Annotated in this window: 14 protein-coding genes; 10 read left to right on the top strand and 4 right to left on the bottom strand. The window is 71.8% G+C overall.

What is annotated here, in order from left to right; all coding sequences use genetic code 11:
• The first annotated feature begins 2 nt into the window (after positions 1-2).
• Positions 3-893: a hypothetical protein gene (locus tag AB0389_RS20155; RefSeq protein WP_366396783.1), complete on the top strand. Its 891-nt coding sequence runs from the start codon at positions 3-5 to the stop codon at positions 891-893.
• A 46-nt stretch (positions 894-939) separates the two neighbouring features.
• On the opposite strand, the gene AB0389_RS20150 is transcribed toward AB0389_RS20155, so the two are convergent.
• Positions 940-2,982: a hypothetical protein gene (locus AB0389_RS20150; RefSeq protein ID WP_366396782.1), complete on the bottom strand. Its 2,043-nt coding sequence runs from the start codon at positions 2,980-2,982 to the stop codon at positions 940-942.
• A 187-nt stretch (positions 2,983-3,169) separates the two neighbouring features.
• On the opposite strand from AB0389_RS20150, the gene radA reads away from it, so the two are divergent.
• Positions 3,170-4,579, top strand: coding sequence for a DNA repair protein RadA (gene radA, locus AB0389_RS20145; protein ID WP_366396781.1), 1,410 nt, complete (start codon positions 3,170-3,172; stop codon positions 4,577-4,579).
• Between the two features lie 44 nt (positions 4,580-4,623).
• Positions 4,624-5,748 (top strand): DNA integrity scanning diadenylate cyclase DisA, encoded by a 1,125-nt coding sequence (gene disA / locus AB0389_RS20140; protein ID WP_366396780.1) that lies wholly within the window; start codon positions 4,624-4,626, stop codon positions 5,746-5,748.
• 122 nt (positions 5,749-5,870) lie between these two features.
• Here the strand turns inward: disA and AB0389_RS20135 are convergent, their stop codons facing one another.
• The gene (locus tag AB0389_RS20135; RefSeq protein ID WP_366396779.1) at positions 5,871-6,794 is read right to left on the bottom strand and encodes a hypothetical protein; all 924 of its coding nucleotides are present in this window, start codon (positions 6,792-6,794) and stop codon (positions 5,871-5,873) included.
• 177 nt (positions 6,795-6,971) lie between these two features.
• On the opposite strand from AB0389_RS20135, the gene AB0389_RS20130 reads away from it, so the two are divergent.
• The 6 genes from AB0389_RS20130 to cseC all read left to right on the top strand — a co-directional run bounded on the left by AB0389_RS20130 (position 6,972) and on the right by cseC (position 12,478).
• A complete protein-coding gene (locus tag AB0389_RS20130; protein ID WP_366396778.1) occupies positions 6,972-7,622 on the top strand; it encodes a phosphatase PAP2 family protein in 651 nt (216 codons plus the stop codon).
• 200 nt (positions 7,623-7,822) lie between these two features.
• Positions 7,823-8,920, top strand: coding sequence for an A/G-specific adenine glycosylase (locus tag AB0389_RS20125; protein ID WP_366396777.1), 1,098 nt, complete (start codon positions 7,823-7,825; stop codon positions 8,918-8,920).
• Between the two features lie 209 nt (positions 8,921-9,129).
• A complete protein-coding gene (locus AB0389_RS20120) occupies positions 9,130-9,696 on the top strand; it encodes a SigE family RNA polymerase sigma factor (protein WP_366396776.1) in 567 nt (188 codons plus the stop codon).
• A 50-nt stretch (positions 9,697-9,746) separates the two neighbouring features.
• Positions 9,747-10,358, top strand: coding sequence for a hypothetical protein (locus AB0389_RS20115; protein ID WP_366396775.1), 612 nt, complete (start codon positions 9,747-9,749; stop codon positions 10,356-10,358).
• Between the two features lie 10 nt (positions 10,359-10,368).
• Positions 10,369-11,073 (top strand): two-component system response regulator CseB, encoded by a 705-nt coding sequence (gene cseB, locus AB0389_RS20110; RefSeq protein ID WP_366396774.1) that lies wholly within the window; start codon positions 10,369-10,371, stop codon positions 11,071-11,073.
• Positions 11,074-11,161: 88 nt separating this feature from the next.
• Entirely contained in the window at positions 11,162-12,478 is a 1,317-nt protein-coding gene (gene cseC / locus AB0389_RS20105) for a two-component system sensor histidine kinase CseC (RefSeq protein ID WP_366396773.1), read from the top strand.
• A gap of 121 nt (positions 12,479-12,599) precedes the next feature.
• Here the strand turns inward: cseC and AB0389_RS20100 are convergent, their stop codons facing one another.
• The gene (locus AB0389_RS20100) at positions 12,600-14,255 is read right to left on the bottom strand and encodes an MDR family MFS transporter (RefSeq protein ID WP_366396772.1); all 1,656 of its coding nucleotides are present in this window, start codon (positions 14,253-14,255) and stop codon (positions 12,600-12,602) included.
• A gap of 121 nt (positions 14,256-14,376) precedes the next feature.
• Between AB0389_RS20100 and AB0389_RS20095 the strand changes: the two genes are divergently transcribed.
• Positions 14,377-14,955, top strand: a complete 579-nt coding sequence (locus AB0389_RS20095) for a helix-turn-helix domain-containing protein (protein WP_366396771.1) — start codon at positions 14,377-14,379, stop codon at positions 14,953-14,955.
• Between the two features lie 36 nt (positions 14,956-14,991).
• Here the strand turns inward: AB0389_RS20095 and AB0389_RS20090 are convergent, their stop codons facing one another.
• A complete protein-coding gene (locus AB0389_RS20090; RefSeq protein WP_366396770.1) occupies positions 14,992-15,639 on the bottom strand; it encodes a M23 family metallopeptidase in 648 nt (215 codons plus the stop codon).
• Between the last annotated feature and the right edge of the window lie 441 nt (positions 15,640-16,080).

Genomic DNA, 16,080 nt, shown 5'->3' with positions numbered 1-16,080 from the left:
CCGTGCCAAAGACGAAAAAGGCGAAGCCGGGCAAAGCTCAGGGCCCGAAGAAGCAGGACGAGCGGCGTCGGGAGGTCCGGGTCGCGGCTCCGGACGTGCCCGACGAGAAGGGTCTGGACTTCGCCCGCGCCTGGGTGGAGTTCCCCGACCCGGCGGACGAGGAACAGGTCTTCCGCTGCGATCTGACATGGCTCACCTCGCGCTGGACCTGCGTCTTCGGCAGCGGCTGCCAGGGCATCCAGGCGGGCAGGGCCGACGACGGGTGCTGCACGCTGGGCGCGCATTTCTCGGACGAGGAGGACGAGCAGCGGGTCGCGGAACATGTGGCGCGTCTCACGCCCGACCTGTGGCAGTTCCACGGCGAGGGGACGAAGACCGGCTGGACGCAGACCGACGACGACGGTGAGCGCCAGACGCGGCGCTGGAAGGGCTCGTGCATCTTCCAGAACCGGCCGGGCTTCGCGGCGGGCGCGGGGTGCTCGCTGCACATCCTGGCGCTGCGCGAGGGGCGCGAGCCACTGGAGACGAAGCCCGACGTCTGCTGGCAACTGCCGGTGCGCCGGACGTACGACTGGATCGACCGCCCCGACGACACCCGGGTACTCCAGGTGTCGATCGGCGAGTACGACCGGCGCGGCTGGGGCTCGGGCGGTCATGACCTCCACTGGTGGTGCACCTCGGCGACCTCGGCGCACGGCGCGGGTGAGCCGGTGTTCCGGACGTACCGGCCCGAACTGACGGAGCTTATGGGCAAGGAGGGCTACGACCGCCTGGTGCAGCTGTGCGAGCGCCGGATCGCGAACGGGCCTCCGCAGCTGGCTCCGCACCCGGCGGACCCGGTGCTTCCGCTGCTTCCCGTGCCGCCGGTGCCGCCGGCGGCTGCCGGGGCCTGACGCGCGGCGGACCAACAGCGCCCGGGCCCGACGCACCGAGGCGCTGTCAGTCCGACGGCGGCGGGTCGGCCGGGCCCGGCGCGCCGGAATCGGGCGGCGAGGGCGCGGGGCCTGACGGGTCCTGGCCCGGCGGGGACGAACCACCGGGGTCCGGCGCGGTCGCGGTGGGGTCCGCGGGCGTCGGCGGGGCCGGGTCGGTGGGGCGGGCGGTGCCGGGGCCCGAGGTGGCGGGCGGCGGGGTCGGCCCGCCGCCGGCGCCCCCGCCCGTACCGCCGGAGCCGCCGGGCCCCGCGGTGTGGCCGGGGCGGCCAGGTCCTGGCCGGCCCGTCGCCGGGGGCCTGACCCCGTACCCGTGGAGCTTGACGACCACTCCGGCCGGGTAGAGGGCGATCCGCGCGCTCCAGGGCCCTGACGGTTCGCGCCGGTGGTCGACGGTGACGCGGACGGTGGCGGACTCGCCGGGCGCGAGGGTCCCGTAGTGGCGGCTCAGGCGCAGCCAGGGGGCCTCGGTGCCGGCGGTCCAGGAGACCGGTTCGCCGCCGGACGCGCGGAGGATGATCAGCGTCGAGTCGACCGCGTCGCCGGCCGGCCGCGCCTCGACGGTGATCCGGCCGGGGTTCGGCCGGTCGGGGCCGACGGGCGGCACCCCGACGCCGTCGCTGATGATCTCGACGGAGACGCCGGGCGCGCGGCTGCCCTCGATGAAGCGGGAGCCCGTCCCGTCCCGGGTGCTGCCGGCGTTCTCGTAGTGCTCGTACGGCTCTTCCACGGGACCGTCAGGACCGTAGAGGCCGTCCGGGTCCGAGCCCGCCGGTCCGCCGGTCTCGCCCGCGGCGATCGAGGAGCCGCCGCGGCCCTCCCCGGTCTGCGGTGCGCCTCGGTACGCGGCCCAGAGCGCGAGCACGGGCGCGGCGACGACGGTCGCGACGACGGTGGTGGTCACGGCGCGCGCCCGCAGCCGGTCGCGGCGGGCCGCGCGGTCCTTGGGGTCCATGGGAAAACCGTTACGGCCGAAGCGCGGCCCCGCGGAACGGGCGCGGCCGGTCCGGGTCATGGCGGTGTACGCGGCGCTCCTGGGCGCGGTGACGAGGGGCAGCGTGGCGGTGGGCCCCGCGGTGGGCCCCGCGGTGGAGGCGGTCGCGACGGCGGCGTCCGCCGGGGTCCGAGAAGCCGATGGGGCCGATGGGGCGACCGGGACCGCCCTGGGCGCCGGGACCACCGGTCGCGAGCCCGGCCACGGGTCCGCCGCCCCGGCCCGCTCGGCGGCGCGGCGGCAGCGCGGGCAGTCGTCCACGTGCCGGACGAGTTCGCGCCGGAGCGCGGCCGAGAGCAGCACCTGGTCGTCACCGGTGAGCCGGGCGACCGACGGGCAGCCGCCGGTGTCGACGACGGCGAGCGCAGCGCGGGTGCGTTCCACCTCACAGGCGGCGGAAGCGAGGAGTTCGCGGGCGGCCGGCGGCTCCAGGGACAGGACGGCGGCGACCTCGCCGGGGCCGAGGCGGTGCCGTACGGCCAGCTCCAGGGCCTCGCGCTGTTCGGGTGTCGTCCCGGCGGCCTCGGGCCAGGCCAGCAGCGCGAGTTCGCGGTGGCGGCGCTCGGCGGCCTCGGGTCCGGCGGCGGACGTGGCCGCTGACGCGGATGACGCGGATGACGCGGATACGGCCCCGGACGCGGACCGGTCCTCGGCTCCGGCCCCTGCGGTCTCCCGCACCCTGTCGCGCTGCCCCGCGCGCCGCTCTCCACGCCCCCGCTCCGGCTCGCGGCTGCCCGAATGCGCCCCCTGACGGCCGCGCCGCCGCTCGGTCACCTTGCGCAGGCACGCCCAGCGCGCGATCGCGTAGAGCCACGCCCTGCGCTCCACCGCTTCGGAGGGGCAACGCCCGTACTGCCGCTCGGAGATGGCCAGGACATCGCCCAGCACCTCGGTCGCCGCGTCGTGGTCGCAGAGCACCGAGAGGCAGTAGGTGAACAGCCCGTCCAGATACGGCTCGTAGCGGGAGGGCGGGACCGGCGCCACCGTATGGGGCGCACGGCGGGGCGCGCGAGGTGCGCCGGTGGTGTGCGGGGAGGTGTCGGGGCTGCTGCTCATCACCCGGCGACGGTAGACAGGAGTGCCCGCACCCTTCACAGACCTTGAGTCAATTTCATCCTTACGGGTGAAGTTATGCCCCAAAAGGGGACACGGAGCCCGGCAAAGGAGGACACGCGCCCCCACCCGGGCGGGGCGCTGGACCGACTGGTCAAGCGTTGTCAGTGGGCCCCTATACGGTGACGTCATGGCTGTCCGTACGAAATCCGCGAAGGACCGGCCGTCCTACCGCTGCACCGAGTGCGGCTGGACGACCGCCAAGTGGCTCGGCCGCTGCCCCGAATGCCAGGCGTGGGGCACGGTGGAGGAGTACGGCGCGCCCGCGGTGCGGACGACGGCGGCCGGCCGGGTCTCCACCCCCGCGCTCCCGATCGGCGAGGTCGACGTCCGTACGGCCACCGCGCGCTCCACGGGCGTGCCCGAGCTGGACCGGGTGCTGGGCGGCGGTCTGGTGCCCGGCGCGGTGGTGCTGCTCGCGGGCGAGCCGGGCGTCGGCAAGTCCACGCTGCTGCTGGACGTCGCCGCGAAGGCGGCGGGCCCTGATCACCGCACGCTCTATGTGACCGGCGAGGAGTCGGCCAGCCAGGTGCGGCTGCGCGCCGACCGGATCAAGGCGCTGCACGACGATCTCTATCTCGCGGCCGAGACAGATCTCTCCGCCGTCCTCGGCCATCTCGACGCGGTCAAGCCGTCGCTGCTGATCCTCGACTCCGTACAGACCGTGGCCTCGCCGGAGATCGACGGCGCGCCCGGCGGGATGGCGCAGGTCCGCGAGGTCGCGGGCGCGCTCATCCGGGCGTCCAAGGAGCGCGGGATGGCGACGCTGCTGGTCGGGCACGTCACCAAGGACGGCGCGATCGCGGGCCCCCGGCTGCTGGAGCATCTGGTGGACGTGGTGCTCTCCTTCGAGGGCGACCGGCACGCCAGGCTGCGGCTGGTCCGCGGCGTCAAGAACCGGTACGGGGCGACGGACGAGGTCGGCTGCTTCGAGCTGCACGACGAAGGGATCACCGGACTCACCGATCCCTCGGGGCTCTTCCTGACCCGCCGCGACGAACCCGTGCCCGGTACGTGTCTGACCGTCACCCTGGAGGGCAAGCGTCCGCTCGTCGTCGAGGTGCAGGCGCTGACGGTCGACACCCAGATCCCCTCGCCCCGGCGCACCACCTCGGGGCTGGAGACCTCACGGGTCTCGATGATGCTGGCCGTACTGGAGCAGCGCGGCCGGATCAGCGCGCTCGGCAAGCGGGACATCTACAGCGCGACGGTCGGCGGGGTGAAGCTCACCGAGCCGGCGGCGGACCTCGCGGTGGCGCTCGCGCTGGCCTCCGCGGCGAGCGACACCCCGCTGCCGAAGAACCTGGTCGCGATCGGTGAGGTAGGGCTCGCGGGCGAGGTCAGACGGGTCACCGGCGTGCAGCGCAGACTCGCCGAGGCACACCGTCTGGGCTTCACCCACGCCCTTGTTCCGACCGACCCGGGGAAGATCCCTGCCGGTATGAAGGTCACAGAAGTCGCCGACATGGGCGACGCTCTGAGAGCGTTGCCGCGCCGGGGTAGGGCGGACGCCCCACGGGACGACAACGCTCGCCGGTAGACTTTGCCCTGGTCTCGCCCATCCGTACGAGCCGGAGGAGTGCAGTGGCAGCCAACGACCGGGCATCAGCTCCCGGAAAATCCGGCGCGGGCTCCGGCAACGAAGCGCTGATGCGCGCCACGCTGAGCGCTGTCGCGCCCGGTATGGGGCTGCGCGACGGGCTGGAGCGGATTCTGCGCGGCAACACCGGCGGTCTGATCGTCCTGGGTATGGACAAGACCGTCGAATCGATGTGCACGGGCGGCTTCGTGCTGGACGTGGAGTTCACCGCGACGCGCCTGCGTGAGCTGGCGAAGCTCGACGGTGCGCTCATTCTCGACAAGGACATCACCAAGATCCTGCGGGCCGGCGTCCAGCTGGTCCCGGAGTCCTCGATTCCCACGGAGGAGACGGGCACCAGGCACCGCACGGCGGACCGGGTGTCGAAGCAGTGCGGCTTCCCGGTCGTCTCGGTGTCGCAGTCGATGCGGCTGATCGCGCTGTATGTGAACGGTGAGCGCCGGGTGCTGGAGGAGTCGGCGGCGATCCTGTCGCGGGCGAACCAGGCCCTGGCGACGCTGGAGCGCTACAAGCTCCGGCTGGACGAGGTCGCGGGCACGCTCTCCGCCCTGGAGATCGAGGACCTGGTGACGGTCCGTGATGTGACGGCGGTGGCGCAGCGGCTGGAGCTGGTGCGCCGGATCGCCACGGAGATCGCCGAGTACGTGGTCGAGCTGGGCACCGACGGCCGGCTTCTCTCGCTCCAGCTGGAGGAGTTGATCGCGGGCGTGGAGCCGGAGCGGGATCTGGTCGCGCGCGACTACGTTCCGGAGCCGACGGCGAAGCGGTCCCGTACGGTCGAGGAGGCGCTCGACGAGCTGCACGCGCTGACCCATCCCGAGCTGCTGGAACTGCCCAATGTGGCGCGGGCGCTGGGCTACAGCGGTTCGCCGGAGACGCTCGACTCGGCGGTCTCGCCGCGCGGTTACCGGCTGCTGGCGAAGGTGCCCCGGCTTCCGGGCGCCATCATCGAGCGGCTGGTCGAGCACTTCGGCGGGCTCCAGAAGCTGCTGGCGGCGAGTGTGGACGACCTCCAGACGGTGGACGGTGTCGGCGAGGCGCGGGCCCGGAGCGTGCGCGAGGGGCTGTCGCGGCTGGCGGAGTCGTCGATCCTGGAGCGGTACGTGTAGCGGGCGCGTGGGCGCGTGCGTGCGTCAGGCGTCAGGTGCGTACCTGTGCATGAGAACGCCCCGGCCGGATCGAAGGATCCGGCCGGGGCGTTCTTACGTGTAGTCGTCAGTACTTCCAGCCGTCAGTCCTTCTCCAGGCGGATGGACGCCCGGCCCTGCTTGACCGTCGCGCCCGCCGTCTCGGCCTCCACCAGATAGGTGCCGGTGCCGACCGTGCCGGGGGCCTTGGTGGCGTCGCAGTTGGTCGTGCTCTTCCTGCGGTCCCAGGTGACGGTCCGGGTGATGGTGCCCTTGGCGGGTACCTCGAAGAGGGCGGTGCCGGTCTTCGGGCAGTCCTTGGAGGTCCAGACCTCGTCGTCGTCCGCGTTGGTGATCGTCAGTACGACGGCCTTCGGCCCGAAGTCGGCCTTGCAGCTGGTGTCGGAGGTGTTCATGACGGTCAGCCGGAACGCGGGCTTCTCACCGGGCGCGTAGGCGACCTTGGTGGCGGCGAGGCGCAGGGTGAGGGAGTCGGGGGCGCAGTCGGGGAGCGCGGAGCCGGTCGCCACCTGGCGGCCCGACCCGGTCGAGCCCGTGGACCCGGCGCCGGCCGAGCCGGTGCCCGTACCGCTCGTACCGCCCGAGGTGCCGTCGCCGGAGTCGCCACCGCTACCGCCACCGGAACCGGCGTTGCCGGGTTCCGACGAGGCGCCGCTGTCGCCGGAGCCGCCGCCGGAGCCGTTCTTGCCGCCGTCCTCACCGGCACCGGCACTGGCACCGCCGTCGCCGGAGCCGCTCGTGGCGTCGTCGCCGGAGCCGCCCGCGTCGTCACGGCCGCCGGGCTGCTGGCTGATGGCCGGACCGGAGCCGGAGGGGCCAGGGCCGATCGTCTTCGTGGGGTGCGCGCCGTCGGTGGTGTCGCCGGTCTTCTTGCTCCCACCGCCACCGATGCTGACGACCCATACGACCAGCAGGGCGAGCAGCGCGATCAGAGTCGCCGCTACAGCCCTCCGTCGCCAGTAGATGGTGGAGGGAAGCGGCCCGACCGGATTGCGCAAAGATCCCACGGCTCAAACTCTACGAGAGATCGGCGCCAACTCCCGCCCCCCATGCCGTCCGTCTTCGCAAGTTTTACGGATCATCATTCCGGCGAAGCGGCACCGGTGCCCCGCCGACGCTCCGTCAAAACCTTCTGAGGGACCGCGCATGCGGGGAACGCTTGGCGAACTCTGTACGTTCTCCCCATGGACAGCAGCGCAACCGCCGATCTCTATCGGGACATAACCGACTTCGCCCGCACGACCCCCTCCTGGTTCCAACACCTGGCCGAGCTGTGGACGGAGGCCGGACTGCTGTTGTTCGGCGTCATCTTCATCGTGCTCTGGTGGTCCGCCCGGCCGACCGGCTCACGCGCCGTGGCCGTGGCGGTGCTCGCCCCGCTCGCGACGGCCGTCGCGTACGTGTGCAGCGAGGTGCTCAAGACCGTCTTCACGGAGGACCGGCCCTGCCGGGCGGTCGCGGGGGCCGGGGCATCGCTCGTGACCTGCCCCCCGGCCGGTGACTGGTCGTTCCCCAGCAACCATTCGACGATCGCCGGCGGCGCCGCGATCGCGATCGCCCTCGCCCGGCCCCTGCTCGCCTATCTCACGGTGCCGATGGCGCTCCTGATGGCGTTCTCCCGGGTCTTCGTCGGCGTGCACTACCCGCACGATGTCGCCGTGGGTCTGGTGCTGGGCGGTGTGGTGGCCACGCTGGTCGTCCTGCTCGCCGCCGGTCCCGTGCAGAAACTGGTGGATACGATGCGCACGAGCCAGTCGGGGCCGGTCCTCTGGCTGGCCGGTACGGGCGCGCGCGCCGGGGCCGAGCGGGGCCGGCACAGCGCCGGCCGCCGCTGACCGCGCCACCGGACCGGACGCCACACGAACGAGTACGAGCAAGTACGAGCAAGTACGAACGAGACGAACGAGACGAACGAGTACGAGAAACCACACCTCGGGAGAGTGGGCGGCGGCGGAGCCGGGCGCGTGACAACCTCCGGCGTACGCCCGCCCGCTGCACCGTCCACGCTCCCGGTCGTGCCAGGATCGGTCGTGCCATGACTGCTACCCCCGCGCACACCCCAGACGCCGCGCACCTCCCGGACACTGCACGCGCCGCGGACACCACCTCAGCCTCCTGCCCGGCCCAGGCCCAGGCACCGGCACCCGACTCCGCCGCCGCCTCCGTGACCGTCGAAGCGACCGCCGCCTCCGTGACCGTCGAAGCGACCGCCGCCTCCGTGACCACCGCCTCCGTGACCATCACCTCCGTGACCGCCGAAGCGACCGCCCTCCACACCCCCGTCCTCGCCTGGTTCGAGACGCACGCGCGGGACCTGCCCTGGCGCCGCCCCGAGGCCGGCGCCTGGGGCGTGATGGTCAGCGAGTTCATGCTCCAGCAGACCCCCGTCAGCCGGGTGCTCCCGGTGTACGAGCAGTGGCTCGCCCGCTGGCCCCGCCCCGCCGACCTGGCCGCCGACGCCCCCGGTGAGGCCGTACGCGCCTGGGGACGCCTCGGCTACCCGCGCCGCGCGCTGCGCCTGCACGGGGCCGCGCAGGCGATAACGGAACGCCACGGCGGTGACGTACCCCGCCGGCACGCGCAGCTCCTCGCCCTGCCGGGCATCGGCGAGTACACCGCCGCGGCCGTGGCCTCCTTCGCGTACGGGCAGCGGCACGCCGTGCTCGACACGAACGTGCGCCGGGTCTTCGCCCGCGCCGTCACCGGCGTCCAGTACCCGCCGAACGCGACCACCGCCGCCGAGCGCAAGCTCGCCCGCGCGCTGCTGCCCGCGGAAGAGGACACGGCGGCGCGCTGGGCCGCGTCCTCCATGGAGCTTGGCGCGCTGGTCTGCACCGCGAAGAACGAGAGCTGCGCACGCTGCCCGATCGCCGCGCGCTGCGCCTGGCTGCTGGCCGGGAAGCCGCCGCACGACGGCCCGGCCCGGCGCGGCCAGACGTACGCCGGTACGGACCGCCAGGTGCGCGGCAAGCTCCTCGCCGTCCTGCGCGACGCGCCCGGTGCCGTACCGCAGCGGGCGCTGGACGCGGTGTGGGACGAGCCGGTGCAGCGGGCCAGGGCGCTGGACGGCCTGGTCGCGGACGGGCTGGTCGAGCCACTGGACGGCGGCCTCTACCGGCTGCCGCGCAGCTGATCCGGGACAAGCGAAGCGGATCCGGGACAATCCGGAACGCCTCCTTGAAACCTCCCGCCTCATAGCCGTTACACAACCGATGGACAGCCGTGCGCCCCCCGACGGCTGTCCCGCACAGCCTCGTGACAGACGCTCCGTAATTTCAGTGGCGTAAGGAAAAGCGCCGTCAGGGAACGGCGCGGATGGTCACGGGGTCGGAGGCGGTTGGCATGGCGCAGGGTGAGGTGCTCGGTTTCGAGGAGTACGTGCGTACCCGGCAGGAGGCGCTGCTGCGCAGCGCCCGCCGTCTCGTACCGGATCCGGTGGACGCGCAGGATCTGCTCCAGACCGCGCTGGCCCGCACGTACGGCCGCTGGAACAGCATCGCCGACAAGTCCCTCGCCGACGCCTATCTGCGCCGGGTCATGATCAACACCCGTACGGAGTGGTGGCGCGCCCGCAAGCTCGAAGAGGTCCCCACCGAGCAGCTGCCCGACGCGAGCGTCGAGGACGGCAGCGAGCAGCGCGCCGACCGCGCGCTGCTGATGGACATCCTCGGGGTGCTGGCGCCCAAGCAGCGCAGTGTCGTCGTGCTGCGACACTGGGAGCAGATGAGCACCGAGGAGACCGCCGCGGCGCTCGGTATGTCGCCGGGTACGGTGAAGAGCACACTGCACCGCGCGCTGGCCCGGCTCCGTCAGGAGCTGGAGAGCAGGGCGCAGGAGAGCCGGGCTCTCGAGAACCGGGAGTCCGCGGAGAAGTCCGGGGAAATGGGGCGGGAAAGGTGCGCGGCCTGACAGGCCCCGGTCGGCCGGGGGGCGGATCACTGGCGACAGGGGGCACGGTGATGGCCGGGCTCGCCGCCCTCGGCCTGTTCGCCGCCGCCTGCTCGACCGGCGGTACGGGAACCAGGGACGAGGGCTCGGCCCTGACCACGCCCGCCCAGCACGGCGCGCCCACGCCGAGGTCGTCCGGCGCCGGCGCGGCGAGCGCGAAGACCGTCGATCCGGTGGCGGTGCTCCGGGAGGATCCCACCATCAGCAAGCGGATCAAGGCCGAGCTGAAGCCGTGCTCGGGAGCCGGCTACCCGGTGGACACCTCGTACGGAAATCTCACCGGCGGCACCGTGCCGGATGTGGTGATCAACGTACTGACATGCGGTGACTCGGTGGGAATCGGGACGTTCGTCTACCGCGAGAAGAACGACGCGTACGAGAATGTCTTCACGGCCGAGGAGCCCGCGGTCTACGCCACGATCGACCGCGGCGAACTGGTCGTCACCCAGCAGATATACGCGCGCGGGGATTCGGTGACGTTCCCCTCGGGCGAGGACGTGGTGACATACGGCTGGGCCGACACCAAGTTCAGCGAGCGCTACCGGGTGCGCAACGACTACAGCAGAGCGGTGGGCAACGGCGACGGGAACGCCGACGAGTCCGCCGCGCCGAGTGAGAACTGAGAGCCGCGGGATGGCCGAGACCCACGTCCTGTTCGTCGAGGACGACGATGTCATCCGCGAAGCCACCCAGCTGGCGCTGGAGCGTGACGGCTTCGCGGTCACCGCCATGCCCGACGGGCTGTCGGGCCTGGAGGCGTTCCGCGCGAACCGGCCGGACATCGCGCTGCTCGACGTGATGGTGCCGGGGCTGGACGGCGTCAGCCTCTGCCGGCGCATCCGCGACGAGTCGACCGTGCCCGTGATCATGCTGTCGGCGCGTGCCGACTCGATCGATGTGGTGCTCGGTCTGGAGGCCGGCGCCGACGACTACGTGACGAAGCCCTTCGACGGCGCGGTGCTGGTCGCGAGGATCAGGGCCGTACTGCGCCGCTTCGGGCACGCGGGGCGGCCCGCCGGGGAGCCCGACGGATCCGACGGGCACGCCGAGCACGGCGTGCTGACCTTCGGCGATCTGGAGATCGACACGGAGGGCATGGAGGTACGCAGAGCGGGTGAGCCGGTGGCGCTGACCCCGACGGAGATGCGGCTCCTGCTGGAGTTCTCGGCGGCGCCCGGGACCGTACTGTCGCGGGACAGGCTGCTGGAGCGGGTCTGGGACTACGGCTGGGGCGGTGACACCCGGGTGGTGGACGTCCATGTGCAGCGGCTGCGCACCAAGATCGGCCAGGACCGGATCGATACCGTGCGCGGCTTCGGCTACAAGCTCAAGGCCTGACATCCACCCGGGACTTCCCAGGATTGGTTCGGGATCAGCGGGTTCTACGGGTTCTACGGGATCCATGCGAGAGGGAACGGGGAGCACGATGAAGCGGCTCGTCCTGCGCACCGGGGTCAGGTGGAAGATCAGCATCGCGATCGCCGCCGTCGGTGCGCTGGTCGCGGTGGCGCTGAGCCTGGTGGTGCACAACTCCGCCCGGGTCTCCATGCTCGACAACGCGCGCGAAGTGCAGCTGGAGCGGCTGCTGTTCGCGCAGCGGATGTACGACACGACCAAGGATCCGAAGTTCGGCACGAAGGTCAACGACCCCGCGCTCCCGCACGACCTGCGCCGGAAGATGAAGGAGGGGCGGCGCGCCACCTTCGTCCACGAGACGGCGGACGGGACGCCGGACGTCTGGGCCGCCGTGCCCATGTCCAACGGCTCGGTGCTCTCGCTGCACAGCAAGTTCGCCGACCGCAGCGCCTCGATCATGACGGATCTGGACCGCTCCCTGATCATCGGTTCGGTCGCGGTGGTCTTCGGCGGCTGCGCGCTGGGCGTGCTGATCGGCGGGCAGCTCTCGCGCCGGCTGCGCAAGGCCGCCGCGGCGGCGGGCCGGGTGGCGCAGGGGAACACGGACGTACGGGTCGGGGACGCCATCGGCGGGCTCGTCCGCGACGAGACCGACGAGCTGGCCCGCGCCGTGGACGCCCTGACGGACGCGCTGAACGAGCGCATCGAGGCGGAGCGCCGGGTCACCGCCGATATCGCCCACGAGCTGCGCACCCCCGTCACGGGGCTCCTCACGGCCGCCGAACTGCTGCCCCCCGGCCGCCCCACGGAGCTGGTACGGGACCGGGCGCAGGCGATGCGGACGCTGGTCGAGGACGTCCTTGAGGTGGCCCGTCTGGACAGCGCGTCGGAGCGGGCGGAGCTGCAGGAGATCGCGCTGGGCGAGTTCGTCGAGCGGCGGGTGTCGCTGCTGAACCCGGACATCAGGATCCAGGTGGTGCACGAGTCCTGGGTGAACACCGACCCGCGCAGGCTGGAGCGCATCCTGGGCAATCTGCTGGCCAACGCGGCCAAACACGGCGCGACCCCGGTCGAGGTCACGGTCGAGGGCCGGGTCGTGCGCGTACGCGACCACGGCCCCGGCTTCCCCGAGGCGCTGCTGCGCGAGGGCCCGAGCCGCTTCCGTACGGGCGCCACCGACCGCGCGGGCCACGGGCACGGCCTGGGCCTGACGATCGCGGCCGGCCAGGCCCGCGTCCTCGGCGCCCGGCTCACGTTCCGCAACGCGACGCCGGAGGGCTGGGCGGGCCGGAAGGGCGAGGGCGGCGCGATCGCGGTGCTCTGGCTCCCGGAACACGCGCCGACGGCGACGGGCAGCTTCCCGATGCTGCCGCACCTGAAGGCCTAACCGCGCCCCCGCACCGCTGACAACGGCAACGGCTCCCCGGCGCGATGCAAGCGCCGGGGAGCCGTTGTCGTTCTCGTTGTCGATGTCACACGAGGTCAGTGCCGTACGGGCGGCAGCGGGGTCACGCGGGCTGCGCGACCTTGCCGTCCGCCGCGGGCGGCGCCTGCGTCTCGCCGCTCTCGCCGGGACTCTGCGGTCCCGCGCCCCTGAGCGGGACCTCCTTGACGAAGAACGCCGCCACGAAGCCGATCACCGCGATCGACGCGCCCAGGGTGAAGGCCGCGTGCGTACCGGACGACACCGCGTGCTGGTACGCCTCCCGCGCCACGTCGGGCAGCTTCGCCAGGCTCGCCGCGTCCAGCTGCGCGGACTGCGAGGCAGCGCCGGCGGCGGAGCCACCGAGCTTGGACATCTCGTCCTGCACCCGGTTGGTGAAGAGCGCGCCCATGATCGCGGCGCCGAAGGAGCCGCCGAGCGTACGGAAGAGGGTGGTCGTCGACGAGCCGACGCCCATGTCCTTCATCTCGACGCTGTTCTGCGCGACGAGCATCGTGATCTGCATCAGGAAGCCCATGCCGGCGCCGAGCACCGCCATGTAGATGCCGGAGGTCAGCCGCGAGGTGCCGGTGTCCATCTGCGCGAGCAGGAAGAGCCCGACGACCATCAGCCCGCTGCCCATGATCGGGAAGATCTTGTACCGGCCCGTGCTGGTGGTGATCCGGCCCGCGACGAGCGAGACGAGCATCATCGACAGCAGCATCGGCAGGAGCAGCAGCCCGGAGTTGGTGGCCGAGGCGCCCTGGACGGCCTGCTGGTAGAGCGGCAGGAAGAGGACCGCGCCGAACATCACGAAGCCGACCAGGAAGCCGATCACCGACATCAGCGTGAAGTTGCGGCTGCCGAAGATGTGCAGCGGCATGATCGGTTCGGCGGTCTGCCGCTGTACGGCGACGAAGCCGATGAGCGAGGCGATGCCGCCGAAGATCAGCACGAGGATCACCGGCGAGGTCCAGTCGTACTCGGACCCGCCCCACGTGGTGACCAGCACGATCGCGGTGATGCCGACCGCCAGCAGCCCGGCGCCGAGATAGTCGACCTTGGCCTTCGACGGGTCCTTGGCGGGCAGATGCAGTACGGCAGTGATCATCACCAGCGCCACCGCGCCCAGCGGCAGGTTGATGTAGAAGCTCCAGCGCCAGCCGAGGTGGTCGGTGATGGTGCCGCCGACCAGCGGGCCGCCGATCATGGCGAGCGCCATGACGCCGGCCATCATGCCCTGGTACTTGCCGCGCTCGCGGGGCGGGATGAGGTCACCGATGATCGCCATGACGCCGACCATCAGACCGCCGGCGCCGAGGCCCTGGATGGCCCGGAAGCCGATCAGCTGGCCCATGTCCTGGGCCATGCCGCTGAGCGCGGAACCGACCAGGAAGACCACGATCGAGGTGAGGAAGACGCTCTTGCGCCCGTAGAGGTCGCCGAGCTTGCCCCAGATCGGCGTGGAGGCGGCGGTGGCCAGGGTGTAGGCGGTGACCACCCAGGACAGGTGTGCGAGCCCGCCCAGCTCGCCGACTATGGTCGGCATCGCCGTACCGATGATCATGTTGTCCAGCATGGCGAGCAGCATCGCGATCATCAGCGCGAGCAGCACCACGCGCACGCTGCGCGGCTGCGGCGGCTCCTGCGCCCCCTTGTCCGCCTTGCCTGCCGCGTCCGCCGCGCCTGCCTTGTCCGCCCGTTTGTCGATGTCGACCGAACGTGGATTGGTCGTACTCATCTTCCCCACTCCCCTGCACACCACCCAGACACTTACTTGCCGCCCGGCAAGTTGACTACACTGGGGGAAGGTAGACCCTTACTTGCCGGGCGTCAAGTAAGTTAATTCTCGGGAGACCAGCATGGGCAGCACCCAGCACCCGCGACGGGGCGACACCCGCCAGCGCATCCAGGACATCGCGCTGGAACTCTTCGCCGAGCAGGGGTACGAGAAGACCTCACTACGGGAGATCGCGGAGCAGCTGGATGTCACAAAGGCAGCGCTCTACTACCACTTCAAGTCCAAGGAAGACATCATCGTCAGCATCTTCGACGATCTGACGCGGCCGATGGACGAACTCATCGCCTGGGGCCGGAGCCGGCCGCACACGCTGGAGACCAAGCACGAGATCCTGCGCCGCTTCAGCGAGATGCTGGCGCACGCGGCGCCGCTCTTCCGCTTCTTCCACGAGAACCAGGCGAGCCTGCGCGATCTGCGCATCGGCACCCCGTTCAAGGACCGCATGATGGAGCTGCGCGACCTGATCCAGGAGCCGAACGCCTCCATGAGCGACCAGGTCCGCTGCGTGAGCGCGCTCTTCACGATCCACACCGGGATGCTCGCGCTCAAGGACGCCGAAGGAGACCCCGAGGAGAAGCGCGAGGCTGTCCTTGAGGTCTCCTTCGAGCTGATGAACCGGGCTCACGGCGTAACGAGCTGAGACGGCACGCACGCTACCGGTCGGACCCGAGGCGGGTCAGATCTTCACACCAACGGAGCGCAGGAAGTTCACCGGGTTGACCGCCGAGCCGTAGTTCGGGGTCGTACGGATCTCGAAGTGCAGGTGCGGGCCGCTGGAGTTGCCGGTGTTGCCGGACAGGGCTATCTGCTGGCCCGTCTTGACGGCCTGGCCGATCTTCACCTGGACCTTCGAGAGGTGCGCGTACTGCGAGTAGGTGCCGTTCGCGTGCTTGACGACGATGGCGTTGCCGTACGCGGGACCGTCACCGGCACCGTTGGGGCCGGCCTTGACGACGGTGCCGGCGTGGGCGGCGTGGACGGCCGTACCGATCGGCACCGCGAAGTCCTGGCCGGAGTGCTTGTGCGACCACCGGCTGCCACCGAGGCCGAAGCTGGCGCTCAGCGTGTACTTCTTGACCGGGCCGGTCCAGGTGGCGGCCTTGGCGGCCGTCTCCTTGGCGGGGGCCTGAGCGGCGGCCCGGTGCTGTACGGAGCCGACGGTGGACGCGACGGACGAGCCGGCGGCCACGTCACCACCGCTGGTCGCGGCGAACGCGGCCCCGGCCCCGACCACCGCGGACACCCCGAGTCCGGCAGCCAGGACACCGGCACGGGTACGAAGGGCGGACGGGCGGGCGAGACGGGACAGCTTGCGCTGCGACATACGCGGAAACCTCCGGGCGTAAAGGGACCCGGCAATCGAAAGCGTCGATGCGCCGGGCTTGCCTCACCTTGGTAACCCGGACCCCGCCCTATCCCAAAACACCCCATCTACGACACCAGGTCGTAGCAATCTCCACGGCCCTCCGGCCCTTGACGCTTCAATCACCCGCCCCCGGAACCTCCCGGCATATGCCAATCCGATCCACTCCACGGCCTCAGGAAGGGGTACGGACCGATGGCGCGGCCCAGCGGAGACAGCGAAACCCCGCCCACCGCCGAAGGTCCCCCACCCCTCCCGCCGCTCACCCCGGCCGGGGCCCGGGCGCGGCTACTACCACCCCTAGGGGGCCCGAAAACGCCTGTGCGCCTTGTCACGGCCACCGGGCCGGAAGGCCGTCCGTTTCGGGACGTAGGTCCTTGCCGGAAACGGCGGGTAGGGAAG

Origin of the sequence: Streptomyces sp. NPDC093109 (genome assembly GCF_040701725.1) — a bacterium.
In the GTDB taxonomy this organism is placed as follows: Bacteria; Actinomycetota; Actinomycetes; order Streptomycetales; family Streptomycetaceae; genus Streptomyces.
Note: the sequence above shows the minus strand (reverse complement) of the source record. Positions and strands in the feature narration are given on the sequence as shown.